Source organism: Candidatus Izemoplasmatales bacterium, assembly GCA_041649275.1.
GTDB lineage: Bacteria > Bacillota_I > Bacilli_A > Izemoplasmatales > Hujiaoplasmataceae > UBA12489.
In genome coordinates this window covers 1-25,169 of record JBAZNL010000022.1, presented here as the reverse complement: position 1 = coordinate 25,169, position 25,169 = coordinate 1, and the positions used below count along the sequence as shown (strand labels likewise).

General features: G+C 64.0%; 27 protein-coding genes and 3 tRNA genes. 24 read left to right on the top strand and 6 right to left on the bottom strand.

Going from position 1 to position 25,169, the window contains the following annotated elements; translation table 11 throughout:
* From WC509_08635 to WC509_08620, 4 genes are all read left to right on the top strand, one after another.
* Positions 1-1,766 (top strand): urocanate hydratase (locus tag WC509_08635; protein MFA5007507.1); only part of this gene is annotated, 1,766 nt, incomplete at its 5' end.
* A gap of 1 nt (position 1,767) precedes the next feature.
* Positions 1,768-2,745, top strand: coding sequence for a glutamate formimidoyltransferase (gene ftcD, locus WC509_08630; protein ID MFA5007506.1), 978 nt, complete (start codon positions 1,768-1,770; stop codon positions 2,743-2,745).
* Positions 2,742-4,001, top strand: coding sequence for an imidazolonepropionase (hutI, locus tag WC509_08625; protein MFA5007505.1), 1,260 nt, complete (start codon positions 2,742-2,744; stop codon positions 3,999-4,001). The genes ftcD and hutI overlap by 4 nt, the downstream gene beginning before the upstream one ends.
* A 4-nt stretch (positions 4,002-4,005) precedes the next feature.
* Positions 4,006-4,638, top strand: coding sequence for a cyclodeaminase/cyclohydrolase family protein (locus tag WC509_08620; protein MFA5007504.1), 633 nt, complete (start codon positions 4,006-4,008; stop codon positions 4,636-4,638).
* A gap of 40 nt (positions 4,639-4,678) precedes the next feature.
* Here the strand turns inward: WC509_08620 and WC509_08615 are convergent, their stop codons facing one another.
* The 4 genes from WC509_08615 to WC509_08600 form a co-directional block, all read right to left on the bottom strand.
* Positions 4,679-5,728: an ABC transporter permease subunit gene (locus WC509_08615; protein ID MFA5007503.1), complete on the bottom strand. Its 1,050-nt coding sequence runs from the start codon at positions 5,726-5,728 to the stop codon at positions 4,679-4,681.
* Entirely contained in the window at positions 5,725-6,435 is a 711-nt protein-coding gene (locus WC509_08610) for an ABC transporter ATP-binding protein (GenBank protein ID MFA5007502.1), read from the bottom strand. Before WC509_08610 ends, WC509_08615 begins: the two co-directional genes overlap by 4 nt.
* On the bottom strand, positions 6,432-7,109 hold the full coding sequence (locus tag WC509_08605; GenBank protein ID MFA5007501.1) for a hypothetical protein: 678 nt from the start codon (positions 7,107-7,109) through the stop codon (positions 6,432-6,434). The genes WC509_08610 and WC509_08605 overlap by 4 nt, the downstream gene beginning before the upstream one ends.
* 164 nt (positions 7,110-7,273) lie before the next feature.
* A complete protein-coding gene (locus WC509_08600; GenBank protein ID MFA5007500.1) occupies positions 7,274-8,131 on the bottom strand; it encodes a hypothetical protein in 858 nt (285 codons plus the stop codon).
* A 207-nt stretch (positions 8,132-8,338) separates the two neighbouring features.
* Between WC509_08600 and glmS the strand changes: the two genes are divergently transcribed.
* From glmS to WC509_08555, 9 genes are read left to right on the top strand one after another with little or no spacing between them, the layout of a single operon-like run.
* Positions 8,339-8,743, top strand: a complete 405-nt coding sequence (glmS, locus tag WC509_08595) for a methylaspartate mutase subunit S (protein ID MFA5007499.1) — start codon at positions 8,339-8,341, stop codon at positions 8,741-8,743.
* A 1-nt stretch (position 8,744) separates the two neighbouring features.
* A complete protein-coding gene (gene glmL, locus WC509_08590) occupies positions 8,745-10,130 on the top strand; it encodes a methylaspartate mutase accessory protein GlmL (protein ID MFA5007498.1) in 1,386 nt (461 codons plus the stop codon).
* A 13-nt stretch (positions 10,131-10,143) separates the two neighbouring features.
* Entirely contained in the window at positions 10,144-11,613 is a 1,470-nt protein-coding gene (locus WC509_08585; protein ID MFA5007497.1) for a methylaspartate mutase subunit E, read from the top strand.
* Positions 11,614-11,630: 17 nt separating this feature from the next.
* Positions 11,631-12,896 (top strand): methylaspartate ammonia-lyase, encoded by a 1,266-nt coding sequence (locus tag WC509_08580; protein ID MFA5007496.1) that lies wholly within the window; start codon positions 11,631-11,633, stop codon positions 12,894-12,896.
* Positions 12,893-13,150: a citrate lyase acyl carrier protein gene (gene citD / locus WC509_08575; protein MFA5007495.1), complete on the top strand. Its 258-nt coding sequence runs from the start codon at positions 12,893-12,895 to the stop codon at positions 13,148-13,150. Before WC509_08580 ends, citD begins: the two co-directional genes overlap by 4 nt.
* On the top strand, positions 13,147-14,001 hold the full coding sequence (locus WC509_08570; GenBank protein ID MFA5007494.1) for a CoA ester lyase: 855 nt from the start codon (positions 13,147-13,149) through the stop codon (positions 13,999-14,001). The genes citD and WC509_08570 overlap by 4 nt, the downstream gene beginning before the upstream one ends.
* Positions 13,998-15,503 carry a citrate lyase subunit alpha gene (citF, locus tag WC509_08565; GenBank protein ID MFA5007493.1) on the top strand — a complete coding sequence of 502 codons (1,506 nt, stop codon included), beginning with the start codon at positions 13,998-14,000 and terminating at the stop codon, positions 15,501-15,503. Before WC509_08570 ends, citF begins: the two co-directional genes overlap by 4 nt.
* 19 nt (positions 15,504-15,522) lie before the next feature.
* Positions 15,523-16,530 (top strand): hypothetical protein, encoded by a 1,008-nt coding sequence (locus WC509_08560; protein MFA5007492.1) that lies wholly within the window; start codon positions 15,523-15,525, stop codon positions 16,528-16,530.
* Positions 16,517-17,779, top strand: a complete 1,263-nt coding sequence (locus tag WC509_08555; protein ID MFA5007491.1) for a triphosphoribosyl-dephospho-CoA synthase — start codon at positions 16,517-16,519, stop codon at positions 17,777-17,779. The genes WC509_08560 and WC509_08555 overlap by 14 nt, the downstream gene beginning before the upstream one ends.
* 40 nt (positions 17,780-17,819) lie before the next feature.
* Here WC509_08555 and WC509_08550 read toward each other — a convergent pair whose 3' ends face one another.
* Positions 17,820-18,443 carry an SGNH/GDSL hydrolase family protein gene (locus WC509_08550; protein ID MFA5007490.1) on the bottom strand — a complete coding sequence of 208 codons (624 nt, stop codon included), beginning with the start codon at positions 18,441-18,443 and terminating at the stop codon, positions 17,820-17,822.
* Positions 18,444-18,563: 120 nt separating this feature from the next.
* Between WC509_08550 and WC509_08545 the strand changes: the two genes are divergently transcribed.
* The 9 genes from WC509_08545 to WC509_08505 all read left to right on the top strand — a co-directional run bounded on the left by WC509_08545 (position 18,564) and on the right by WC509_08505 (position 22,649).
* Positions 18,564-18,640 (top strand) — tRNA-Pro (locus tag WC509_08545).
* 78 nt (positions 18,641-18,718) lie between these two features.
* Positions 18,719-18,793, top strand: a tRNA-Gly gene (locus WC509_08540).
* 312 nt (positions 18,794-19,105) lie between these two features.
* Positions 19,106-19,642: a hypothetical protein gene (locus WC509_08535; GenBank protein MFA5007489.1), complete on the top strand. Its 537-nt coding sequence runs from the start codon at positions 19,106-19,108 to the stop codon at positions 19,640-19,642.
* Positions 19,635-20,237: a TetR/AcrR family transcriptional regulator gene (locus tag WC509_08530; protein ID MFA5007488.1), complete on the top strand. Its 603-nt coding sequence runs from the start codon at positions 19,635-19,637 to the stop codon at positions 20,235-20,237. Before WC509_08535 ends, WC509_08530 begins: the two co-directional genes overlap by 8 nt.
* 14 nt (positions 20,238-20,251) lie before the next feature.
* Positions 20,252-20,578: a hypothetical protein gene (locus WC509_08525; GenBank protein ID MFA5007487.1), complete on the top strand. Its 327-nt coding sequence runs from the start codon at positions 20,252-20,254 to the stop codon at positions 20,576-20,578.
* A gap of 145 nt (positions 20,579-20,723) precedes the next feature.
* A complete protein-coding gene (locus WC509_08520) occupies positions 20,724-21,521 on the top strand; it encodes a class I SAM-dependent methyltransferase (protein MFA5007486.1) in 798 nt (265 codons plus the stop codon).
* Positions 21,522-21,638: 117 nt separating this feature from the next.
* Positions 21,639-22,169 carry an ATP:cob(I)alamin adenosyltransferase gene (locus WC509_08515; protein ID MFA5007485.1) on the top strand — a complete coding sequence of 177 codons (531 nt, stop codon included), beginning with the start codon at positions 21,639-21,641 and terminating at the stop codon, positions 22,167-22,169.
* A gap of 4 nt (positions 22,170-22,173) precedes the next feature.
* A complete protein-coding gene (locus WC509_08510; GenBank protein MFA5007484.1) occupies positions 22,174-22,419 on the top strand; it encodes a hypothetical protein in 246 nt (81 codons plus the stop codon).
* Between the two features lie 155 nt (positions 22,420-22,574).
* Positions 22,575-22,649, top strand: a tRNA-Val gene (locus WC509_08505).
* A gap of 53 nt (positions 22,650-22,702) precedes the next feature.
* Here the strand turns inward: WC509_08505 and WC509_08500 are convergent.
* Positions 22,703-23,665: a PHB depolymerase family esterase gene (locus tag WC509_08500; GenBank protein MFA5007483.1), complete on the bottom strand. Its 963-nt coding sequence runs from the start codon at positions 23,663-23,665 to the stop codon at positions 22,703-22,705.
* Between the two features lie 209 nt (positions 23,666-23,874).
* Here WC509_08500 and WC509_08495 point away from each other — a divergent pair, with 209 nt between their 5' ends.
* The gene (locus WC509_08495) at positions 23,875-24,729 is read left to right on the top strand and encodes a DegV family protein (protein ID MFA5007482.1); all 855 of its coding nucleotides are present in this window, start codon (positions 23,875-23,877) and stop codon (positions 24,727-24,729) included.
* A gap of 110 nt (positions 24,730-24,839) precedes the next feature.
* The coding region (locus WC509_08490) for an MFS transporter (protein ID MFA5007481.1) at positions 24,840-25,169 on the top strand (330 nt) is incomplete at its 3' end.

The window sequence follows — 25,169 nt, the reverse complement described above, 5'->3', positions numbered from 1 at the left end:
TCTTCGGCCGTCCCGTCGATGAATATCGCGGAATCCTCGAGGCACGCGCCGTCCGCGTCATGATCGACAACAACCTCGACTTCGAGACCGCGCTCTATCCCTACGAACTCGTCACCTACGGCGAGACCGGGCAGGTCTGCCAGAACTGGATGCAGTACCGCCTCGTCTGCCTGTACCTCGAGCGGATGCGGGCGGACGAAACGCTCGTCCTGATGTCCGGGCATCCGCTCGGACTCTTTCCCGCGTCGCGGACCGCGCCGCGCGTCGCGATCACCAACGGCCTGATGGTCGGCCAGTACGACAACCAGGCCGACTGGCAACGCGCCGCCGCCCTCGGCGTCGCGAACTACGGCCAGATGACCGCCGGCGGCTTCATGTACATCGGTCCCCAGGGCATCGTCCACGGGACCTATTCGACGCTGTTGAACGCCGGGCGGGCGAAACTCGGGATTCCGGCGGGGGAGAACCTCGCCGGCGTCCTCTTCGTCTCCTCCGGCCTCGGCGGGATGTCGGGCGCCCAGGGCAAGGCCGTCCGGATCGCCGGCGGCGTCGGGATCGTCGCCGAGGTCGACCCGTCGCGGATCGCGACGCGCCTCTCCCAAGGCTGGATCGACCGGGTCGCGGACACGCCGGAAGCGGCGTTCGCGGTCGCCCGCGAGGCCGTCCGGACCCGCCGTCCGCTCGCGCTCGCCTACGCCGGCAACGTCGTCGACCTGCTCGAGCACGCAGTCCGGCATCATGAGAAGATCGACCTGCTGTCCGACCAGACCAGCTGCCACGCCGTCCACGACGGCGGCTACTGCCCGGCGGGGATCGACTTCGCCGAACGCACGCGCCTGCTTACATCCGACAAGGCGGCATTCGTCCGCCGCGTCGACGCCTGCCTCGTCCGCCATCTGGCGGCGATCCGCGCCCTCGTCGCCGGCGGCACCTATTTCTTCGATTACGGGAACAGCTTCCTGAAGGCGGCGGCGGACGCCGGCGCCCCCGGACTCTACCGGAACGGGATCGACGACAAGGACGGCTTCACGCTCCCCTCGTACGTCGAGGACATCATGGGTCCGGTGCTGTTCGACTACGGCTACGGCCCGTTCCGCTGGGTCTGCCTCTCCGGCAAGGACGAGGATCTCGCGAAGACCGACGCCGCCGCGATGGCGTGCATCGACCCGGCGCGGCGGTTCCAGGACCGCGACAATCACGCCTGGATCCGCGACGCGAAGGAAAACGCCCTCGTCGTCGGGACGAAGGCGCGGATCCTCTACCAGGACGCGGAAGGCAGGACCCGGATCGCGCTTCGGATGAACGAGATGGTGCGAAACGGGGAGATCGGTCCGGTCATGATCGGCCGCGACCACCACGACTGCGGCGGCACCGACTCGCCCTTCCGCGAGACCTCCAACGTCCGCGACGGCTCCAACGTGACGGCCGACATGGCGACCCAGGTCGCGCTCGGGAACGCCGCCCGCGGGATGACGGTCGTCGCCCTCCACAACGGCGGCGGGGTCGGCATCGGGAAGGCGATCAATGGCGGCTTCGGCCTCGTCCTCGACGGCTCGAAACGGGTCGACGGGATCCTCCGGACGGCCGTCATGGCGGACGTCACGATCGGCGTCGCAAGGCGCGCCTGGGCGGGCAATCCGCCGGCACGCGAGACGATCGCGGATTACAACCGAAAGGACACCGGCCTCGCGACGATCCCCGTCGCCGCGGACCGTCGCAAGGTCGCGGCCCTCGTCGCCGCGGCCGTCGAGAAAGGCGGGAAATGACATGAAGCGGATCATCGAGTGCGTCCCCAACATCAGCGAGGGACGCGACCAGGACAAGATCGACCGGATCGTCGGCACGCTCCGGCACAGGCCGGGCTTCGCCGTCGTCTCGGCGGAACCCGACAAGGACTACAACCGCACCGTGATCACCCTCATCGGCGATCCCGACGCGATCGCCGCGGCGATCCCCGAGTTCGTCGGCGAGGCGCTGTCGCTCATCGACCTGAACCATCACAAGGGGGAGCATCCCCGCATGGGCGCGGTCGACGTGATCCCGTTCGTCCCGATCGCGGGCGTCGAGATCGAGGAGTGCGTGAAGCTCGCCGAAGACGTCGCCTCGATCGTCTCGGCCCGTTTCGACATCCCCGTCTTCCTCTACGCCAAGGCCGCGCGGAAACCCGAAAGGATCCTCCTTCCGGACATCCGCAAGGGCGAATTCGAAGGCATGAAGGAGAAGATCAGGGATCCGCTCTGGGCGCCCGACTTCGGCCGCCCCGAAATCCATCCGACCTTCGGTGCGGTCGCCATCGGCGCCCGCATGCCCCTGGTCGCCTTCAACGTCGACCTCGCCACGAGGGACGAGAAGCCGGCGAAGGACATCTCGCGCTACGTGCGCGGTTCTTCCGGCGGCTACCAGTTCGTCCAGGCGGCGCCCGCCTTTCTCGAGCAGCGCGGCCACTACCAGGTCACGATGAATATCCTCGACCACGTCAAGAACCCGATCTACCGCATCCTCGAGGCGGTGAAGATGGAAGCCAGGCGCTTCCGGGTCGAGGTCACCGGCTGCGAACTCGTCGGTCTCGTCCCGGCGGCGGCGCTCGTCGAATCGCTCAAGTACTACCGCCAGCCGGAGGGGAAGAAGACGCCGGACTCGATGCCGTATTCCGAACTCGCCGCCGAAGCGGCGCTCCGCTTCGGGCTGCGCGACTTCGACGCGATGAAGATCATCGAGGCCAACCTCCCCGGAGACCTCCGATGAAGGCCGACCTGATCCTCACGAACATCGGCGAACTCTGGTCGCAGGACCACCACCCGCCGGTGAAGGGCGCCGACATGAACGACGCCACCGTCCTGAAGGACGCCTTCGTCGCCGTCCGCGACGGGCTCGTCCAGGGTTTCGGGACGGGCGACGGAGAAGCGTTCCGCGGTCCCGCGACGGTCGTCGCCGACGTCCGCGGCGCGATCGTGACCCCCGGTCTCGTCGACGGCCACACGCATCTCGTGCACGCCGGCCATCGCGCCTACGAATTCGCCCTCAAGCTCCAGGGCGTCCCCTACCTCGAGATCCTCAAACGCGGTGGCGGGATCCTCTCGACCGTCAGGGCGACCCGCACGGCGTCGTTCGACGACCTCTTCATCCAGGCGGAGAGAAGCCTCGACCGGATGCTTGCCTTCGGCGTCACCTGCGTCGAGGCGAAAAGCGGCTACGGCCTCGACCCCGAGACCGAGCGGAAGATCCTGAAGGTCGTCTGGAAACTCGGCGAGACCCATCCCGTCGAACTCGTGCCGACCTCGATGACGGCGCACGCCGTCCCGGCGGACTACGCCGACCGGCGCGGGGAATTCATCGCGCTCGTCCTTTCCGACCTCGAGACCGTGCGCGAAGAAGGTCTGGCCGAAGGCGTCGACGTCTTCTGCGAACCGGGCGCGTTCACCCTCGACGAGGCGGCGCGCATCCTGTCAAGGGCGAAGGAACTGGGCTTCTCGACCCGGCTTCACGCGGACGAGATCGCCTCGACCGGCGGAACCGGCCTGGCGGTCGAGCTCGGCTGCGCCTCCGCCGACCACCTCGGGGCCGTCTCGGACCGCGACGTCCTCGCCCTCGCGGCGTCCGACACGGTCGCAAACCTGCTTCCCGGCACGTCGTTCTACCTCGGACACGAATACGCCCCGGCGCGCAAGCTGATCGACGCCGGTGCGGCGGTCGCCGTCGCCTCCGACTACAATCCCGGCAGCTGCCCCTCGGAAAATTTCCAGTTCACCCTTCAGCTCGCCGCGAACAAGCTCGGGATGACCCCGTCCGAAGTGCTGACCGCGGCGACCGTTAATCCCGCCTTCCATCTCGGACGCGCGGGAAGGATCGGCTCGATCGCCGTCGGGAAGGCCGCCGACATGGTCGTCTTCGATGCGCCGAGCTTCGAGTACGTGCTCTACCACTTCGGCGTCAACCACGTGAAGGACGTTTATAAAAAAGGCCGCCGCGTCGTCGCGGACGGCCGCATCGTCAGGGAGTGATCGCATGGAACTGATCGAACGGAACGTGAGGGATTTCCTCAACGAACTCGCCTCCGATTCCCCCGCCCCCGGCGGCGGATCGGCGTCGGCGCTCGCGGCGGCGATGGGCGCCGCCCTCGTCTGCATGGTCGGGAAGCTGACCGTCGGGAAGAAGAGGTTCCTCGCCCTGCCCGACGCCGACCGCGCCCGCTTCATCGGCGCGACGGCCGCGTGCGAGGCGACCCGGGAACGGCTGACGGCGCTCGTCGACGAGGATGCGAAAAGCTTCGACGCGGTGATGGCGGCCTACAGGCTCCCGAAGGGCACGGAAGCGGAACTCGAGGCGCGCAGGCGCGCCGTCGAGGAAGGCCTCCGCGGCGCGATCGCGGTGCCGATGCGGACCGCCGAACTGTGTGCCGAGGCGATCGGCCGGCTCGACACCGTCCTCGCCTTCGCCAACCGCTCCTGCATCTCCGACCTCGGCAGCGCCGCGATGCTTCTGTCCGCGGGCCTCGCAGGGGCGGCGATGAACGTCGAGATCAACCTCGCCGGCCTGTCCGACGAGGAGGAGAAGAACGGGTATCGCGAACGCGTCCTGGGGTATCTTGCCATGCGCGCCGAGGCCGAGCGGATCGTCGCCGAGATCCGGAAGCAGTAGAAAAGAACGTCGTCCGATCGGGACGACGTTCTTGTTAAGATCAGATGTTCTGGCGCCTGAAGGCGATGTGCGAGATCCAGAGCAGGCCTGCGGCCATCGCGAGATGGAGCAGGACGGCGACCGTGAAGTCGAGGTTCCAGCCCTGCAGGTGGAGGTCGAGGGCGATCACCGGAAAGCCCGAGGCGAGCCGTTCGGGGTCGATCGTGCGGTTGAACGAATAGTCCCCCATCACGATCGAGGCGAAGATCCCGTAGGACACCATCAGGAAGCCGGCCGGAATCGCAAGGCCGGCGACGGAGGAGCGGAGGACGATCCCGACGGTCGCGGCGAGCGCCGCGAGGAAGACCATCCCCACCCAGGTCGAGAAGAAGCGGACAAGCACCAGGGCGAAGGCGGTGGTCTCCCGGAAGGACGTCGCGGTCCGGGCCAGAATCGGCGGGGCCTCGATGCCGTAGAGGGCGCTCACGCCGACGGCGACAGCGGCCGCCAAGAACACGGTCGCGGCGGTCTCGAAGGCGAGGTAGAGGAACTTCCCGAGGATGATGTCGCGACGACTGATCGGCGAGGCGACGAGCGTGCGCATCGTTCCGGAACGATGCTCTGCGGAGAACGACGACGCGCCGAGGAAGATGGCATAGACGTAGAGCAGGTAGCGGAGCGCCACCAGGATCGAGAACGCGAAGCTTCCGCCGTTCACGCCCTGGGTCGGGTCGAGGATGTCGTCGGCCTGCAGGAAGTCATATTCGACCGTGCCGGTCTCGAGATAGAAGCGGAGTTCGGCGCGCTCGCGTTCGTAGACCTTGAGGACCCGGTCGGGGGCGCCGACCATCTCGGCCTGGAGTACGAGCTGGTCGAGGGCCGCGATCCGGTCCGCGTACTCTTCGGCGAGGTCGGCGCGCTGTTCCGGGCTGATCTCCGTGATCGCCGGGTCGGGCCGGGGAGTGCTGTAGAAGTCGCGGTAGTACATGTCGTACAGACCCCACGAGAAACCGAAGAAAGTCATCAGGACCAGGACCACGGAGAGCATCCGGACGATGTTCCTCGTGGTGCGGTAGCGTTCGTAGCGGAAGACGGAAAGGATGTCTTTCATTGCGCCTTCCCTCCTCCGGTCACGACATCGAGGAAGAGGGCCTCGAGGTTCTCGACTTCCGCGCGCGGTCGGTCGAGGACGATCTGACCGCGGTCGATGATCACGATCCGCGTGCAGAAATGCTCGATCTCGGCGAGGACGTGGCTCGAGACGACGGCCGCGCCGCCGGACGCCGCGAACGCGATGATCGCGTCGCGGATCCGCTTTGCCGCGATCGGGTCGATGCCGGACAGCGGTTCGTCGAGGAGCAGAAGCCGCGGATGTCCGAGGATCGCCCGGGCGAAATGGAGCCGTTGCTTCATCCCGACGGAATACTTCTTGACCGCGAAGCCGAACTGGTCCTCGAGGCCGACGGTCTCGATCGCCGCGAGCATGTCCTTCTTCGAGACGTCCGGGATCACGAGGCCGGTGAGAATCATGTTCTGCCACCCGGTGAGTTCCTGATGGAACGCCGGCGTTTCGATCATCGCGCCGACGAGCCGGGCGGCGCGCCCGTGTTCCTGCTCGACGTCGAAACCGCCGACGCGCGCGCTTCCCCGGGAGAGGGGCGCGAGCCCGGCGACGATCTTCATGAGTGTCGACTTGCCGGCGCCGTTGAGTCCGAGCAGGCCGACGATTTCGCCTTCTTCGATCGAGAGGGTGACTTCCGACAGCGCGGTCTTCTCCCCGTACAGTTTCCAGACGTCCTTCAGTTCCAGCAGGTTCATGCGTCGTCCTCCGTCTTGTCGACCCGTACGGTGCCGTCGCCCAGATCGCGGATCACGATCGAGAACCCGTCCGTGTCCGAGCCGGCGTAAGTGATGGTGCCCGCCTCCGCATCGACGATTCCGTCGCCGATCAGGTCGGGGTAGTCGAGGATCGCGTCGTACGCGACCGGCAGGACGGTTTCGTCATCCATGATCGACATCGCCATGTCCAACGTCTCCCGGGGAAGCAGGTGGATCGGAAACGGGATCTCCGCGATCCGCTGCGCCCACGATCCGACCGTGCGCTCGAAGTACCCGAGTTCTGCCTTGCGGATGTCATATACCGGCCATCCCGGGTACGCTTCGATCTCGCCGCGATGGAAGATTGCATAATTCCCGCAGGCGGTCGAGAGGTAGACGACGTCTTCGGCGACCGTCTCGCCCGCGGCGCGTTCGAGGAAGCGCACCGTCCCCTCGAGATACGCGAACACCGTCTCGGGACCATCCTCCAGCGCGAAGCCCGTCGTCGTCTGCTTGTGCGGGTATAGGAAGAGGACGTTGCCCATCACGTCGTCGCTGCAGCCATTGATTTCGATCTCGTATTGGATCTCGTTTCGGGGGTCGCATCCGCAAAGGTTCGCGAGCGTCGCGAGCAAGAGGAAGATCGCCGTCGTCTTTCGTCCTATATGTCCCATGCGCGGTCCCTCCCCTTTCCTGACGTTCGAGACCATCGTAGCACCCGGTCGCGATAATGTCAATGCTGCCCGCCGAAGATGACGATTGTTTTCCGACTGCGCGCGCCCGGCGATTCGTCGATGAAAGAAACGAAACGCGCTCCCATAAAGGAGCGCGCGATCCGTCAAAGCATCTGGGCTGGCAAAAGGATGACGAGGAGCGATGCGCCGAAGGATAGGGCGTTCGCCGCAAGGGCGTACAGCGCGCCGATCCACCCTTTCTTCTCCCTCAGGATCATTGCGAAGAGAACCGCCTCTCCGGCGAATACGACGAGTTCGCCGACGAAGAGCGTGTAGAGGGCGGCGAAAGACTCTCCCCACCAGTAAAAGCCGTATAGGATGAAACCAGTCAAGACCGCCTGTGTGCATGCGTTGACGATCGCGACGGTTCGATACGACGCTTTGGACCGGTAGCGGAAGAGCCAGAGGACGCCGAGTTCGAGGGCGATCGTGAGGACGACGCGTCCGAGGAAGTCGAGGAGGATGCGGAAGACGGGAACGACCTCGCGCGCCGTGCCGAACGCGACGGGCACGCCGGTTCCGGCGAACGGTTCGTGACCGGCGAAGTCGAAGACGAGTTCGGTGTGGTAGAGCCGGTAATCGATGGCCGCGGAGACGTAGACGTCGCCGTCGTCGTCGATCACGGCCATCTTGAGGGGAGTCGGATAGCCGTTGTAGAAGAACGGCATGCCGTCGTGCATCATCGGCCAGTAAAGGCCGAGCAGGACGTAGCCGTCGGGGTCCCTGAAGCCGTTCAGGGCGACCTTGAGGGGGTCCTGGTCCCAACCGTATTCGGCCATCTCCGCTTCAGAGAAGGGCGTCGCCTCGTCGTCCGTACGGAACATCAGCCCGGAAGCGGCGGGATCGATTCCGACGATTTCCCAGGTCGCGGTCGGCTTCGGTCCCATGTCGGCGGCGACGATGGGAAGCGCGGGAAGAAGCAACAGCAGGAACGTGAAGACAAGCAGCGTCTTGCGGATCATGGAACTCACCTCAATCGTGAATGGAATCGACACCATCGTAGCACGAACGGTTTCGTCCGTCAACGGTACAACGAGAAGTTTTACCATTATCAGGAAGATTCGATCCCGGGAAATCGTTTCCGAGCGTCATGCTGAGATTGAATACGATATTTTATTATGATATAATAACACACGGGCTTACAAACGCTTACACCAGAGAGGTTTTCCATGAAATCAATCGTCATCGGCGTCATCGGCGCGGACGTCCACGCCGTCGGGAACAAGATCATCGAGTATACCCTCACGAACGCCGGATACAATGTCGTCAACATCGGCGTGCTGTCCTCGCAGGAGGACTTCATCCACGCCGCGATCGAGACGAACGCCCCCCTGATCCTCGTCTCCTCGCTCTACGGCCACGGCGAGATCGACTGCCGCGGCATGCGCGCGAAGTGCGTCGAATCCGGGATCGGCGACGTCCTGCTCTACGTCGGCGGGAACATCGTCGTCGGGAAGCAGGACTTCGCGGAAGTCCGCGAGCGCTTCCTGAAGATGGGGTTCGACCGCGTCTATCCGCCGGGAACGCCGATCGATGAAGCCCTGGCGGACATCCGCAAGGACCTCGGTGAGTGACGTGGCCCGCTACCTGATGATCGATTTCGGTTCGACGTTCACGAAGCTCGTCGCCGTCGACCGCGAGCGCGAGGACATCCTCGCGACCGCGATGCGGCCGACGACTGTGACGACCGACATCCGCACCGGGTACCGCGCCGCCCTGGCCGATCTCGAAGAGAGGCTCGGCGGTCCGGTCGCCTTCGACCGCATCGTCGCCTGCTCCTCCGCCGCCGGCGGCCTCAAGATGGCCGCCATCGGACTCGTCGAGGAACTCACCGTAGAAGCCGCGAAGCGCGTCTGCCTCGGCGCCGGCGCGAAGGTCGACCTCGTCCTCTCGCACCACGTCACGAAGGCCGAAGTGAAGAAGATCCTCGACAAGAAGATCGACATCGTCCTGCTCGCCGGCGGCGCCGACGGCGGGAACACCGAATGCGCCCTCTACAACCTGAAGATGCTCGGCGAGGCCGGACTGCGGATCCCGATCGTCTACGCCGGCAACAAGGACTGCCAGGACGACGTGCTCGCCCTCTTCGAGACCTACGGGCTCGAGGGACACGTCGCCGAGAACGTCATGCCCCGGATCAACCAGCTGAACGTGAAGAGCGCCCGCGACGCGATCCGCGACATCTTCCTGAAAAGGATCATCGAGGCGAAGGGCATCAAGAAGATCGAGGACGAGATCGACGAGGTCGTCCTGCCGACGCCGGAGGCGGTCTTGACCGCCTGCGAACTGTTGTCGAAGGGCTACATGAACGAGCCCGGGATGGGCGAGCTCTGCGTCGTCGACATCGGCGGCGCGACCACCGACATGTATTCCGTCTGCCACGCGACGAAGCGTTCCGACGTGATCCTCCGGGGTCTCGAGGAACCGTACGCGAAGCGCACCGTCGAGGGCGACCTCGGCGTCCGCTGGAGCGCCCCGGGAATCGTCCAGTCGCTCTCCGAGGAGGAACTGAAGATGGTCCTCCTCGACACCGGCGTCGATCTGAAGGCCGAAGCCGAGAAGCGCTTCGCCGACGTCTCCTTCCTGCCCCTGACGCCGGAAGACGAATATGCGGACCGCCTCCTCGCGGAGATGTGCGCGTACAAGGCGATGAGCCGCCACGCCGGCCGCATGGAGGAGGTCTTCACTCCGATCGGGATGGCCTACAACCAGACCGGCAAGGACCTCACCGACGTTCGGACCGTGATCGGGACCGGCGGCCCGATCATCCGCTCCCGGTTCGCGCGCGAAATCCTCGCGAAGACGAGCGCCGTCTTCCGCGGCACCCAGGAACTCCGCCCCGCCCGCCCCGACTTCTACCTCGATTCCGAGTACATCCTCGCGGCGATGGGGCTCTTTGCCCGGATCGATCCGCTTTCCGCCCTCCGCATCATGAAGAAACACATGAAGCCGCTCCAATAGAAGGGACAACCCCATGACGACAACCCTGAGAAACCGCAAGCTGACCCTCGAGGAGTTCCTCGAAGAACGCAGGACCGTGCTTGCCGGATGGAAGACCGGAGCCGATCCGGACCTCGACCTCGACCGCGCGACGGCCTTCCTGAAATCCGTCCCGGATGCGAAGAACTTCGCCAAGAAGCTCGCGGCCGCGAAGGCCGACGGCCGCACCCTCGTGCAGCCGCGCGCCGGCGTGCCGGTGCTCGAGGAGCACGTGAAGCTCCTCCGCCACCTGCAGGCCTCCGGCGCCGACTTCGTGCCGACCACGATCGACTCCTATACCCGCCAGAACCGCTACGTCGAGGCCGAGAACGGGATCCGCGAGAGCGCCGAGCAGAAGCGCGCGATGCTGAACGGGTTCCCCGCCGTCAACCACGGCGTCGCCGGCTGCCGCGCCGTCATGGAGGCCCTCGACGTCCCCGTCCAGGCGCGTCACGGAACGCCCGACGCGCGTCTCCTCGCCGAGATCATCCACGCCGCGGGCTGGACCTCCAACGAGGGCGGCGGGATCTCCTACAACATCCCCTACGCCAAGTCGGTCTCGCTCGAGACGACGATCCGGAACTGGCAGTACGTCGACCGCCTCGTCGGCTATTACGAGGACCACGGGATCACGATCAACCGCGAACCGTTCGGACCGCTCACCGGGACGCTCGTGCCGCCGTCGATCTCGAACACGGTCGCGATCTGCGAGGCGCTCCTCGCCGCCGAGCAGGGCGTGAAGAACATCTCCGTCGGCTACGGCATGGGTGGGAACGTCGTCCAGGACGTCGCCGCGATCCGCACGCTCCTCCGCCAGACGGAGAAGTACCTGCATAAGTACGGCTACCGCGACACGGTCGTCACCACCGTCTTCCACCAGTGGATGGGCGGCTTCCCCGCCGACGAGGCGGAGGCGACCGGTCTGATCGCGATGAGTTCGACCGTCGCCGCGCTCTCGAAGGCGACGAAGATGATCACCAAGTCGCCGCACGAATCGATCGGGATCCCGACCGCGGAGGCCAACGGCCTCGGCGTCAAGGCCTCGAAGTTCGTCTGCACGCTCCTGAAGGACCAGACCTTCCCCGACTGCGCGATCCTCGACCGCGAGATGGCCCAGATCGAGCGCGAGGTCGACTGCCTGATGACGGCGATCCTCGTCGTCGGCGAGGGCGACCTCGCCGTCGGCGTCGTGAAGGCCTTCGAGCAGGGCATCGTCGACGTCCCGTTCGCACCGTCGAAGTTCAATGCAGGCAAGATCCTTCCCGCCCGCGACAACGAGGGATGCATTCGCATCCTCGAGTTCGGCAACCTCGGCTTCACCGACGATATCAAGCAGTTCCACAAGGGCAAGATCGCCGAGCGCGCCGCCTACGAGAAGCGACCGATCTCGTTCCAGCTCACCATCGACGACGTGAACGCCGTCTCGCGCGGTCAGCTCATCGGCCGCGGCAGCGCCAGACGCTAGAAGGGAACCCCCACATCATGAGAATCCAGAAGATCATCCTGTCCCCCTCGTACACCGGTTTCTACTTCGACGACCAGAAGGCGATCAAGAAAGGTGCGACGACCGACGGATTCATGTACGTCGGCGACCCCGTCACCCCCGGCTTCACGTCGATCCGCCAGGCGGGCGAGGCGATCAGCGTCCAGCTCATCCTCGAGGACGGCACCGTCGGCTACGGCGACTGCGCCGCGATCCAATACTCGGGCGCCGGCGGTCGCGACCCGCTCTTCCTCGCGAAGGACTACATCCCGTGGATCAGGAAGCACGTCGTCCCCCTCCTCGTCGGCAAGGAACTCGCTTCCTTCCGCCCGATGGCGGAATGGGTCGACAAACTCGAAATCGACGGCAAACGGCTCCATACGGCGATCCGCTACGGATTTTCCCAGGCGATCCTGAACGCCGTCGCGAACCAGCGCCGGCGGACGATGGCGGAAATCATCCGCGAGGAGTACCACATCCGCGGCGCGAAGTACGAACCCGTGCCGGTCTTCGCACAGTCAGGCGACGACCGCTACGCGAACGTCGACAAGATGATCCTGAAACAGGCGGACGTGCTCCCGCACGCCCTCATCAACAACGTCGAGACGAAGCTCGGGAAGAACGGCGAACTCCTTCTCCGGTACGTCGCCTGGTTGCGCGACCGCATCCTCGCGAAGCGTCCGGATCCGGGCTACCATCCCGTCTTCCACATCGACGTCTACGGCACCATCGGCCTCGCCTTCGGGGACGACTACGACCGCATCCTTGCGTATCTCCTCGAACTCGAGAAGACCGCCGCTCCGTTCTCCCTCCGTATCGAGGGACCGGTCGACGCCGGCAGCCACGCGGGCACGTTCGAGGCGCTTCGGAAGATCACCGCGATGATCGACGCCGCCGGTTCGAAGGTCGAGATCGTCGCCGACGAGTGGTGCAACAACATGGCGGACGTCGTCGAGTTCGCCGACGCCAGAGCGGCGCACATGCTGCAGATCAAGACTCCCGTCCTCGGCGGCATCACGAACGCGATCGAGGCGATCCTCTACTGCAACAAAAAGCAGATCGGATCGTATTGCGGCGGCACCTGCAACGAGACCGACGTCTCCGCCCAGACGACCACCAACATCGCCATCGCCTGCCGCGCCGACCAGTGCCTCGCGAAGCCGGGAATGTCGTTCGACGACGGCTACATGGTCGTCAAGAACGAAATGAACCGCGTCATCGCGATCGCCAACGACCGCGCTGCGGAGAAGAAGGCGGCGAAATGAGGATCGGATCCGCCGGCACCCTCGAGTCCAACGACGCCCTGGTGACCGTGCGGGAGGGCGTCGGCGTCGTCGTCGAGATCGACAGCATCGTCGACGTCTTTTTCCACGACCGGATCGACGCCGCCGTCCGTTCCGCGCTTGCGGAACTGGAGGCTACGGACGTCCGCGTGACCGTCCAGGACAAGGGAGCGCTCGACTGCACCCTGCGCGCCCGGACGAAGACCGCCTTGAAGCGGATGGAGGGATCGATGTGAGGACCGTCTGCCTGTTCGTGCCGGGGAACAACCCGGCGATGCTCCAGAACGCCGACGTCTTCGGCGCCGACGCCGTGATCCTCGACCTCGAGGACGCCGTCGCCGTCGCCGAGAAGGATGCCGCGCGCGAACTCTTGAAGGAATATCTGAAGACCTGGGATTTCGGAAAACTCGAAGTCATGGTCCGCGTCAATTCGCTTGCCTCCGGCTGGCTCGAGGCCGACCTCGAGGCCGTCGTCTGCGAGAAGCTCGCGGCGATCGTCTATCCGAAGGCGGCCGTCGAGGTCCTCTACGACGTCGACGACCTGCTTTCGCGCGTCGAAACCCGCAAGGGGCTCGAACGCAAGATCGGGATCGTCCCGATCGTCGAGACCGCCCAGGGCGTCGTCGAGACCGACGACCTGGTCTACATGCCCCGCATCGAGGGCGTCCTGCTCGGCGCCGAGGATCTCGCCGCCGACATGGAGTTCGAACGCACGAAGGAAGGCGCCGAACTCGCCTATCCGCGCGCCCGGGTCGCCTTCGCCTGCCGTTCGGAGGAAATCGCTTCGATCGACACCCCGTTCACCGACGTGAACGACGAAATCGGCCTCGAACGCGACGCCCGTACCGCGAAATCGCTCGGTTTCACCGGCAAGGCCGTGATCCATCCGAACCAGATCGAGACCGTCCGACGCGTCTTCGCCCCGACCGAGGCGGAGATCCGCTGGGCGACGCGCATCCTTTCGGCGGCGAAGGAAGCCGACCGGAAGGGGCTCGGCGCCTTTTCGCTCGACGGCCGCATGGTCGATCGGCCGATCGTCGTCCGCGCCGAGAAGATCCTCCTGCGCGCCGGTGTGGAGAAACCATGAGAAACGACCTCGGACGCGAGATTCCCGAGACGGATCGACCCTATCGCGAGACGCCTGCCCCCGCCGCATCGAAGAGGATCCCGCCCAAGGCGAAGGTCGGATCCCCCGCCTTCCCGAAGACCCTCTCCGAGGCGTTCGACATCCTCGGCGTGAGAGATGGGATGACCCTCTCCTTCCACCATCACCTCCGCGACGGCGACAAGGTCCTGAACCTCGCCCTTGCGGAAATCAGGCGCCGTGGCCTGAAGGGCCTCACGATCGCCGCCAGTTCGATCTTCCCCTGCCACGCTCCGCTCGTCCCCTTGATCGAGGACGGATCCGTGACCGGCATCGTCGCCAACTACATGAACGGCCCCGTCGCCGACGCCGTCTGCGCCGGAAAGCTCAGAAACGTCGCGATCATGGACACGCACGGCGGCCGCGCCCGCGCGATCGAGGCGGGCGAACTGCCGATCGACGTCGCGATCCTCGCGGCGCCGACGGCGGACCGCAGGGGCAACGCCACCGGCCGCGTCGGACAGAGCGCCTGCGGGTCGCTCGGCTACGCGGTTCCGGACGCGACCTTCGCGAAGAAGGTCCTTCTCGTCACCGACCATCTCGTCGACCGCGCTCCCTTCGCCGACATCGACGGCAGCCGCGTCGACGCCGTCCTCGCCGTCGATTCGATCGGCGATCCCGCCGGCATCGTCTCGGGGACGACCCGGATCACGAAGGAACCGGTCGGCCTCAAGATCGCCCGCGACGCCGTCAAACTGCTCGACGCCTGCGGAATGGTCAGAGACGGGATGTCGATGCAGACGGGTGCGGGGGGGACCTCGCTCGCCGTCGCCGCCGCCGTCCGCAAGCTCATGGAAACGAAAGGCGTCAAGGGCGGTTTCGCCTCCGGCGGAATCACCGCGCAATATGTCGAAATGCTGGAGAAGGGCCTCGTGGAGCGCCTTGAGGACGTCCAGGACTTCGATCTCGAAGCGGTCCGGTCGATCCGCGAGAACAAGGATCATCACGCCATCTCGGCCTCCGAGTACGGCAACCCCTTCCATCGCCCCGCCCCCGTCGTCGACGGTCTCGACTTCGTCATCCTCGGCGCCACCGAGGTCGACCTCGATTTCAACGTGAACGTCACGACCGACTCCGAAGGCCGGATCATCGGCGGTTCGGGAGGGCACGCGGACACCGCCGCGGGCGCCTTCTGCACCGTCGTCGTCACGAACCTCGTGAAGGCGCGCCTGCCGATCGTGATGGAACGGGTGACCTGCGTCACCACCCCGGGACGCGACGTCGACGTCGTCGTCACCGAGCGCGGGATCGCCGTCCATCCGCGCCGCACCGACCTGTTGGAAAGACTCGCGGGTTCGGGTCTCGACGTCGTCCCGATCCGTACCCTGATGGAACGGGCGCACGCGATGACCGGGATTCCGAACCGCCCCGTCCGTAACGGACGCGTCGTCGCCCTCGTGCGCTACCGCGACGGCTCGATCATCGACGCCGTCCGCGCGAAGTAGGCCGAAAGGAAGGAATACCATGCCCATCCGGGAAGCGATCCTCGAAGAAGAACGCGCGGCCGTCGCCGCGCTTTTGGACGCTTCCGGGCTGAAACCGCCCCGGACGGTCGACGAGACCCTCTACCTCGAGGAGGACGGGCGGATCGTCGCGACCGTGTCGCGGACCGGGGAGCTCGTCAGCCATCTCGCCGTCGATTCCGCGCACCGCGACGAGGACGCCGCGGGCCTCCTCCTCACGGATCTGCTCTCGCGGATGAACGCGGATGGAATCCACCGCCGCCTCGTCTTCACGAAGTCCCGCTTCGTCCCGCTGTTTACGTCGATGCACTTCTCCGTCGTCGCCGATTCCGGTTCGGTCGCGATCCTTGAGAACGGCTTCCCCACCCTCGACGAGGAACTGAAGAGCATCCGGGAGCTCGCCGAACGCACTTTCTTCGCGCCGCTCTCGACCCTCGACGTCGGCGCGATCGTCGTCAACTGCAATCCGATGACCCTCGGCCACCTGGGGCTGATCCGCTTCGCCGCCGCCCGGCACCAGGCCTTCCTCGTGTTCGTCCTCGAGGAGGACGCCTCGACCTTTTCCTACGAGGAGCGGATCGCGATGGTGCGGCTCGGCTGCGCCGAGATCGGAAACGTCCTTGTCGTCCCCTCGACGAAATACGTGGTTTCGAGTCTGACCTTCCCGAGCTATTTCCTGAAGACGATGGACGAGCGCGACCGCGAACACGCGCTGCTCGACGCGGTCGTGTTCCGTGACCGCTTCATGCCTTCCCTCTTCATCCGCACGCGCTACGTCGGGACCGAGGCGGATCCGACCACGAACGCCTACAACGACATCCTCGCAAAGACGCTCGGCGACGGTCTCTTCGTCCTTCCCCGTTTCGAGGCGGGGGGAACCCCGATCAGCGCTTCGCGCGTGCGGACACTGATCGAATCCGGTCACATCGAATCTGCGCTCGAACTCGTCCCGGTCTCGAACCGGGCCCTGCTCCGGGCGATCGCGGAGGCCCGCCATGGCAAGCGTTGACGACATCCTGAAGGCGCGTGAAGCGCGCCGAGACACGATCCTCGAGATGCTCCGGCGGGGCGGCACGGTCGTCTCCGTCCGCGCCAACGTCCCGGGCGTCCGGAAGACCACGAAGATCTCCCGCTACGTCGTCGGCCGTTTCGCCGCGCGCTTCGCCTTCGACGCCGACGAGACCCGCTGGATCGACGACGCCGACGGGACGACCTTCCTCGCCCGCTACGGCGCACTCGGCGCCGAACCGCTCAAGGCGATCGCCGTCGGACTCGAGGAGAAGACCCCACTCGGACGCCTGTCCGACATCGACGTCTATCCGCAGGGCGGAATCGCGCTGACGCGCGGGGCGCTCCGCAAATGCCTCCTCTGCGACGAGCCGGCGGCGGTGTGCGCCCGCGAAGGCAGACATTCCGTGGAGGATCTCCTCGCCGAGATGGAGCGGATCGCCCGCGCCGACGCCGTCAGGTTCGCCGCCGCCCTGATCGACGGCGCGATGCGCGCCGAACTCGACCTCGAACCGAAGTTCGGTCTGGTCACGAAGCATTCCCGCGGTTCGCACGAGGACATGGACTACGCGATGATGAAGCAGGCCGGAATGGCGATCGTGCCGCATCTCGCCGAGATGTTCGCGCTCGCGATCGACGACGAGCAACCGGCGGCGATCTTCGCCCGCGCCCGCAAGGAAGGGCTCGAGGCGGAACGGGCGATGTTTTCCGTCACCGGCGGGATCAACGCCTACAAGGGACTGATCTTCTCGATGGGGCTCGCCGCGGCGGCCGCCGGGAAGGCGGTCTTCGGCGGTCTCTCCTTCGAGGACGTCTACGATTTCGTGAGCACGATGGCGGAACCGCTCGTCGGCGAACTCGACAAGAAGGAGATCGGCACCTTCGGCCGCAGGGCCTGGGCCGAGAACCGCATCGGCGGCGCCCGCCTCGAGGCGGCGCGCGGCTTCCCCTCGGTCCGTCTCGCGGTCGGGCATGTCGGAAACTGCACCCGCGAGGAACTCCACCGCGCGCTCTGCCGGCTGATCGGCGTGGTCGAGGACACGACGCTTCTGAAGCGCGCCGGATCGAAGCGGCGCTACGACGAGATCCGCGCGCGCTTTGCGCGGATCGACGACTTCGCCCGCGAGAAGATGGCCGCCCTCACCGCCGAATGCATCGCCGAAGGCCTCAGTTTCGGCGGATCGGCGGACCTGCTCGCGACGGCCGTGTTCCTGAAACGAATCCAGGCGTCGTTCGTGTTCCGCTCCTAAAAAAATTCGCCTCCCGGGATGTCGGGAGGCGGTTTTCTGCTTACAGGAACTTTTCGATCTCGGGGACGACGAGGTCGGCGATGAAGCGCGCGCCTTCGGGGCTCGGATGGATCCCGTCGCCGGCGTAGAAGAGCGGCGCCCGATCCTTCGCCGCCTGGCGGAAGCGTTCGTCGAGGCGGATCAGGGGGAGGCGGCGCGTCGCCGCGATCAGGCGGACCGAGGCGACCTTCGGAGCGAGGTCGGGTCGGAAGGGTTTGTCGGGAACGTCGACGAGGAACGGTTCGAGGAGGATCACCTTCGCCTTCGCGTCCTTCTGAATCGCATCGAGGATGGCGCGGTAGTTCTTCGAGAACTGCGCCTGGGTGGTGGGGTCGTTTCGGTCATAGCGGCGCCAGACGTCGTTGATCCCGATCATCAGGACGACGAGGTCGGGACGACGGTCGACCATGTCGGGACGGATGCGTTCGAGGATGTCCTTCGTACGGTCGCCGGAGATGCCGGTGTTCGTGAAGTCGAAATCGATGTCGGGGTGGCGGGACTGGAGGTCGTCGGCGACGAGCTTCACGTAACCGTCGCCGAGACGCTTCCCGTCGGGGCGGCTGCGGCCCCAGTCGGTGATCGAATCGCCGAGGAAGAGGATGTGCATGCGTGCGGGTCCTTTCATGTCTCCCGTGCGGGGAGACGTTCCCCATTATTATATCACGCGCGCCCGTCGCGAGCGATGTCGATTTTCGATGGAAACACTTTGATTTTTCGCACGGTATGGATTATAATAAATGGTGCTCGGGATGTAGCTTAGTTTGGTAGAGCGCTTGGCTGGGGGCCAAGAGGTCGCAGGTTCAAATCCTGTCATTCCGACCACCCTTGGGATTCATCCGCGCATGCGGATCGATCATAGATGTCCGCCTTTCCCTTTTTTTTATGGAATACGGATTCGAGGCAGGCGTAATACAACGGTCAGTATGTCAGCTTCCCAAGCTGAACATGGGGGTTCGATTCCCCTCGCTTGCTCCATCGATGAAGCATGGGTTTGACACATCGTGTGTCAGACCTTTTTTATTGAATCCGGGATGTTTCGCTTTACTTCCCACCAATCGTGCTCCATGGTTCCGACAGGACTTTCGGTCTGTTCCGTTTTCATGATTCGACCTTTTCCGCGATCGGCGTCCGCGTGTCGCATCCGTCGACATGAACATGAATCGTCGATCGTCCATCCGCCCGCCGACAAGGTGCCTCACGTTCATCGCGTCGAAAGGTCCGATCCGATTGACAATCGTCATGAAGTGTACTATAATGATGTAAATAGTACATTATTGGGGTGATTTCATGATTGACGTGGAGATGATCAAAATCCTACGGGAGCAGACGGGTGCGAAGATCGTCGACTGCAAATCTGCGCTCGAGGAAGCGGACGGAGAAGGTCGCCGTGCGCTGGAGCTGTTGAAAGCGAAAGCGATTCAGAGTGCCCGAAAGCGGAGATCCCGATTCACGCGAAACGGCATCATCGCATATTACGTCCACGACAACCTGTCGCTCGGGGTTTTGGTCGAGGTTTGTTGTGAGACGTCCACCGCAGCCTCGACACGGATATTCAAGGATTTTGCACGGGATGTCGCCATGCATATTGCAGCCATGAAACCGAGATATGTCGCGGAGAACGATGTTCCGTCCAATGAAATCGAATCACTTCGGGGGGATGAACTGCACGCTTTCTATGGACAATCCCTTCTGATGAATCAAGCATATTACAAAGATCCAACCAGGTGCGTGCAGGATGTTCTCCTGGAAGTGATCGCAAGGCTCAGGGAAAATGTCACCATCAAGCGATTCGTACGTTTCGAAGCGGACAAGTCGGATGAATAAGAAGAGCGATAGTATTCTGGACGCCTCGATCACGTTGCTTTTGGATCACGGCATGAAAGGCGTGACGATGGACGACATCTCCGAACAGGCAAATGTTTCGAAGGTGACGATCTACAAGTATTTTACCGATAAGGACACCTTGTATAAAGAGGTCTGCAAGCGCATCATCGCCGGTCAATCGTCCGCACTTCGGTGCATTCTTGAGTCGAACCGCCCATTGGCTTGGAAGTTCGGCAGCTATGTGAAATGCATCTGCGATTTTACCGACAGTCGTCTTCTGTGGTTGTGTGGTGAGTTGAAACATTTCAACGATCGGTTGGCAGGAGAGTATGCAGACTATATGGACATCCAGACGAAAGCATTGTCCCATCTCGTCGACGAAGGCTTTCGAAGCGGTATGATCCGCCGCAACCTTGACCAACGGCAAGTATTCCATCTGATCAACATGGGACTTGTCTATTATCAGCAGAATGAGGAATACAGGAGAAACGTGCGCTCCGACTCAAGTCTTCAAACATCGATTCTGGATTTTTTCATGCAGGGGATCTTTGTCGACGCCTGCCTCATGATGGGCGATAAAGCAACGGTCTTATGAAGGGAGTGGTCGCGATGGTTTCGAAACCGGCAGGCGAGCCAGGACAGACAATCGAGGATTTCGTCACGCTGGCAAAAAGGGGAACTGGCGACGCAGTTGACGAAATCATGGATCGTCTGAATGAGAACATGACGATTCCAGACTCCAAGCGCATCGATTTCGCCTTGGGATTCGTCACCAGCCCCGAAGGCGTGAATGCATTGCGGACCTATCTGTTCGAAGGGACCCAGGTGCAAAGGAACTACTGCGCGTTGTACTTCAATCGACGCGAAGACTTCATGATTGTCAGAGAGGCATATGATCGGGGCCTGATCGACATGAAACAGGTGTTTTCAAGATGACCCCATGGGATTTTCGACTTCTAGACGGGGTCATGCTTGCCGCGTCATCGGCCATATCACACGGATCACGATCAAGCCATGCCGGAAGGCGTGGTTTTTTTTCGGTATCCTGTGATACAATAATCCGTGAACGAAGGTGATCGTCATGAAAAACTACGTGCGCGGCAACAAGGCCGCCTGGGAAGAGGCGTTCGACAAGGCCGAAGGCTACGGCGAACGCAACGTCGAGCGGCTGAAGACCGAGGAATTCCCGTTCCTGACCCCGGAGTTCGTCGCCGTCCTGAAGGACGCCGGCCTGAAGGGCGGCAAGGTTGCGCAGTTCATGTGCAACAACGGGCGCGAACTGCTTTCGGTCGTCAAGAACTGCGGCGCCGCGGGCGGCGTCGGCTTCGACATCGCCGAGAACATGGTGGCGCAGGCCAACCGCCACGCCGCCGCGACCGGAATCGACTGCGCCTTCGTCGCAACCGACGTCCTCAAGGTCGGACGCGCCTGGGAAGGACGGTTCGACGCCGCCTTCCTGACGGTCGGGGCGCTCTGCTGGATCGAACGCCTCGACGACCTCTTCGAAGTCGTCAGGCGCTGCCTGAAGCCCGGCGGGATCCTCCTGATCCACGAGATGCATCCGTTCACCAACATGCTGGCGGTTTCGGGCGAAGACGAGTATGATCCGGCGCTTCCGGAGCGGATCGCCCTGCCCTACTTCCGCGACGTCCCCTTCGTCGATGCGATGGGGATGCACTACATGGTCGGCGATCACTATCCGTCGAAGACGTTCACGAGTTTCGCGCACACGACCGCGGAGCTCCTGACGGCGCTGATCAAAAACCGCTTCTCACTCGCGTCGTTTTCCGAGCATCCCGTCGACGTCTCCGACAGTTTCAAGGAACTCGAGCGGTTCCGGATCCCGCTTTCCTACATTCTCACCGCAAGAGCGGTCTGAGTCGTCCGGCAGTATCCCACCCCGAGCGTTTCCCGATTTCATCACAAATGCTTTATTCGTAAATCGATTTGTGATACCATAAAAATAAGGAACCTGCAGTCAAAGGGGGAATCGTCCATGAAGGTCGAAGACATGAAGCGGATCACGACGCGCCGGGGAGACACCGGCGTCTCGTCGAATTACTCGAACGAATCGCTTCCCAAGGACTCCCTCCTTTTCGAGGTCCTCGGCGACCTCGACGAACTCTCGAGCGCCCTCGGCCTCGCCTGGCACAAGGCGCCGTGCGAGACCGTCAAGACCGTCCAGACGGTCCTGCAGGCGATCGGGTCGATCGTCGCGACCAATCCCGAGACCGACCCCGAGCGCTACAGATCGCTCCGCACCGTCGGCGAGGAGTATGTCCGGATGCTCGAGGAGGAAGGCTCGAAGCGCCTCCAGGCGCATCCCCTGCAGGCCAAATTCTACCTTCCGGGCAGCGAAGCCACGGAGGCGGGCGCGTACTACGACGTCGCCCGCGCCGTCGCGCGCCGCGCCGAGCGCACCGTCGTCCGTTTCATCCGCGACGCCGGCAGGAACGACGTATATCCGTCGCTCAAGTATCTCAACCGCCTTTCCGACTACCTCTTCGTCCTCGCCCGGACGGTGTGACGCGATGGCGATCCTGAAGATGTTCGTCAGGGGTTTCCTTCTGCTATTGTCGTCGGCGTTCCTCTTCGCCGGCATGATGATCCTCACCGACACCTTCGGCTTCGACATCCTGCCGCTTCTGCAGCACGCGGCGGGATCGGGAGCGTGGTGGCTCGGGCTGTTCCTCGCCCTCCTCTTCCTCGCCGCCGGCGTGGGCTCCGGATTCCTGCTCCGCCATCTGACCAAGCGCTGGGACGACACCGTCGCCTGAAGCAGGAGCGCCCGTCCGGCGGAACCGCGGACGGGCGCTTCGCATGCTCGCGGCGGGCGAGATCGCGCCCTTCCTCCGCATGTTCAAAAAAGTGATCGGACGCGAGATATTTTGCTTGAAATCCTTTTTCTTTATAGTATAATAATAGTGCGTGCGGAGCCATAGCTCAGTGGGAGAGCACCTGCCTGACGTGCAGGGGGTCGGGGGTTCAAGCCCCTCTGGCTTCACCATCCGCAATCAAAACGACCATGTGCCGAATCGGCCATGGTCGTTATTTTTTCTCTCAGGACGCGGGGAAGAGGAACGCGAGCGCCAGTTCGGAGAAATCCGGCGCGAGCGGGTCGCCGTAGGTCTCGGACGAGGGCGCCCCCGGCCAGCGGTGGGCCATTCCCTCGACGGCATAAACCTGGATCATGGCGCCGTCCCCGTGATAGATGTCCACCGTGAACGCGAGTCTGCCCTCGCCCACGATCCGTTCGGTCTCCGAAAAGCCGATCGGGAACGTCTGATCGATTCGCGCGTTCAGCCCGACGAGGACGTCCGTCGCGAACGCGAGGTTGACGAAGTCGACGCGCTGGTCGGCGTCGCCGTGAAAGAGGAGAGCACGAACCGGCCTTCGGAACTCCGCGGGCATCGCCGCGTAGGCGGCGTCGATCGTTTGGTCGATCGCGGGTAGCGTCCCGGCGATCGCCTCGTTGGCGGAGACCGCGTCGTTCGCGACGCCGAAGGCGACGGCGCCCGTCGTCGCGATTCCATCGAAGAGATCCGGATAAAGGATCCCGAGGGTGATCGCCATGCAGCCACCGGCGGAGAAGCCGGCGACCGCGATCCGGTCGCGGTCGATCCGATACGCGTCGGAGACCTCGCGGACGAGGTCGGCGAGCATTTCCGGCTCGCCTTCGCCGCGTGTCTGGTTCTCGGGCAGGAACCAGTTCCAGTAGCGTCCCGGGTTGGCCTCGACCGACTGCTCCGGATAGACCACGACGACGTCGCGCAGTTCGGCGTAGTCGTCCATCCGCGAAAGCGACGCGATCGCCGCGGCGGTCTGTCCGCCGCCGTGGAGAAGCAGAAGGAGCGGCAGTTCCGTTTCGCCGTCGTAGGATTCCGGGACATACAGTTCGTAACCCAGCCCCTGCCGGCTGACGAGTCCGTCGAGATGGCCGGCGGGAACCGTGCGGGCACAGGCGGCCAGGGTCGCGACGATCCATGGAACGAGCAATGCCATGAGTATGCGTTTTGCGTGCAAACGAATCTCCTCCTTGCGTTCGCTTTCATTTTAGCACATTCCGGGCGAATGCACAACCATGATCTTCGCCGCCGCGGATTGTGGAGATTTCGTGAAGTCGCCCCGGATGGATGAACTTGTGTTGACAGATCGCCGTCCGTTTGGTAGAGTATTATGTGTGACATAGTACTTTGCGCCGATCGCGACGCATCGAATCCGGGAGGTTCGTCATGGTCAAGACCGCCGTCATCACCGATTCAGCCGCCAATCTGACGGATGAATACCTGCACGCTCACGAACATGTGTTCGTGCTGCCGCTGATCATCGTCGTCGACGGAAAGGAGTTCCGCGATCAGACCGAGATCAACGCCGCCGAAGTCTACGCCAAGCTCGATTCGGCCGTCGTCACGAGCAGCCTGCCGCGGCGCGAGGATCTCGAGAAGCTGCTCGAGCGGCTCAAGGCCGAGGGATACGCCGACGTCCTGGCGATCAACCTATCGTCCGGCCTGAGCGGCACGTTCAATGCCTTCCGCCTCGCCTTCCGCGACGTCGTCGGCCTCAACGTCGTCCATTACGATTCGAAGACCCTCGCCGCGGGACTCGGATACCTCGTCGAGTACGCCGCCGACCTTGTCGCGGCGGGAACCCCCGCGAAGGCGATCCCGCCCCTGCTCGACAGGCTCCGTCACGAGGACTCGCTCGCCTTCTATACGATCAACACCCTCAAGTACCTCCGCCGCGGCGGTCGCATCGGGAAGGTCGAGGGCACGATCGGCGACATCCTCCACATCAAGCCGGTGATCACCGTGAACGACGAAGGCGTCTACGTGACGCTTTCGAAGGGGTTCGGCCTCCATCGCTCGCTCATCACCATGAAGCGGCTGCTTGTCGAGAAGTTCGACCATGACCTGATCGACCTGACGATCCACTACGGCGACGATCCGGCGAAGGCCGCCGAACTCGGCGAGTCGCTCAAACGCGAACTGAACGTCCGCACTCTGACGATCTCGCCGCTCACCCCCGTCCTCGGCATCCATACCGGACCGGAGATGTTCGCCTACGTGGCGCGCAGGATCCGTTCATAACAGAATGTCTTCGACGGCGCGGCATCGCGCCGTCTTCTTTTTCGATCGATGATGGCGCGGAACGCGCCGGTCGTGGTAGAATGGTTGTGAAAACGATCCGGAGGCGCACCATGGTCCTGCTCCTCGTCATCATCTATCTGGCGTTCATCTCGCTCGGCCTGCCCGACGCGCTTTTCGGCGTTTCCTGGCCGGTCGTCCACGAGGAATTCGGACTCGACGTCGGCTTCGCCTCGGTCGTGACCGTGATCGTCGTCGTCGGAACCGTCTGGACCAGTTTCTTCGCCGGCCGGATCATCCGCCGCTTCGGCACCGGGAGGGTGACCGCGGTCTCCGTCGGACTCACCGCCCTCGGTCTCGGCGGGATCTCCTTCTCCACTTCGATCTGGATGACGATCGCATCCTCGATCCCGCTCGGGATCGGGGCCGGAGCCGTCGATCCC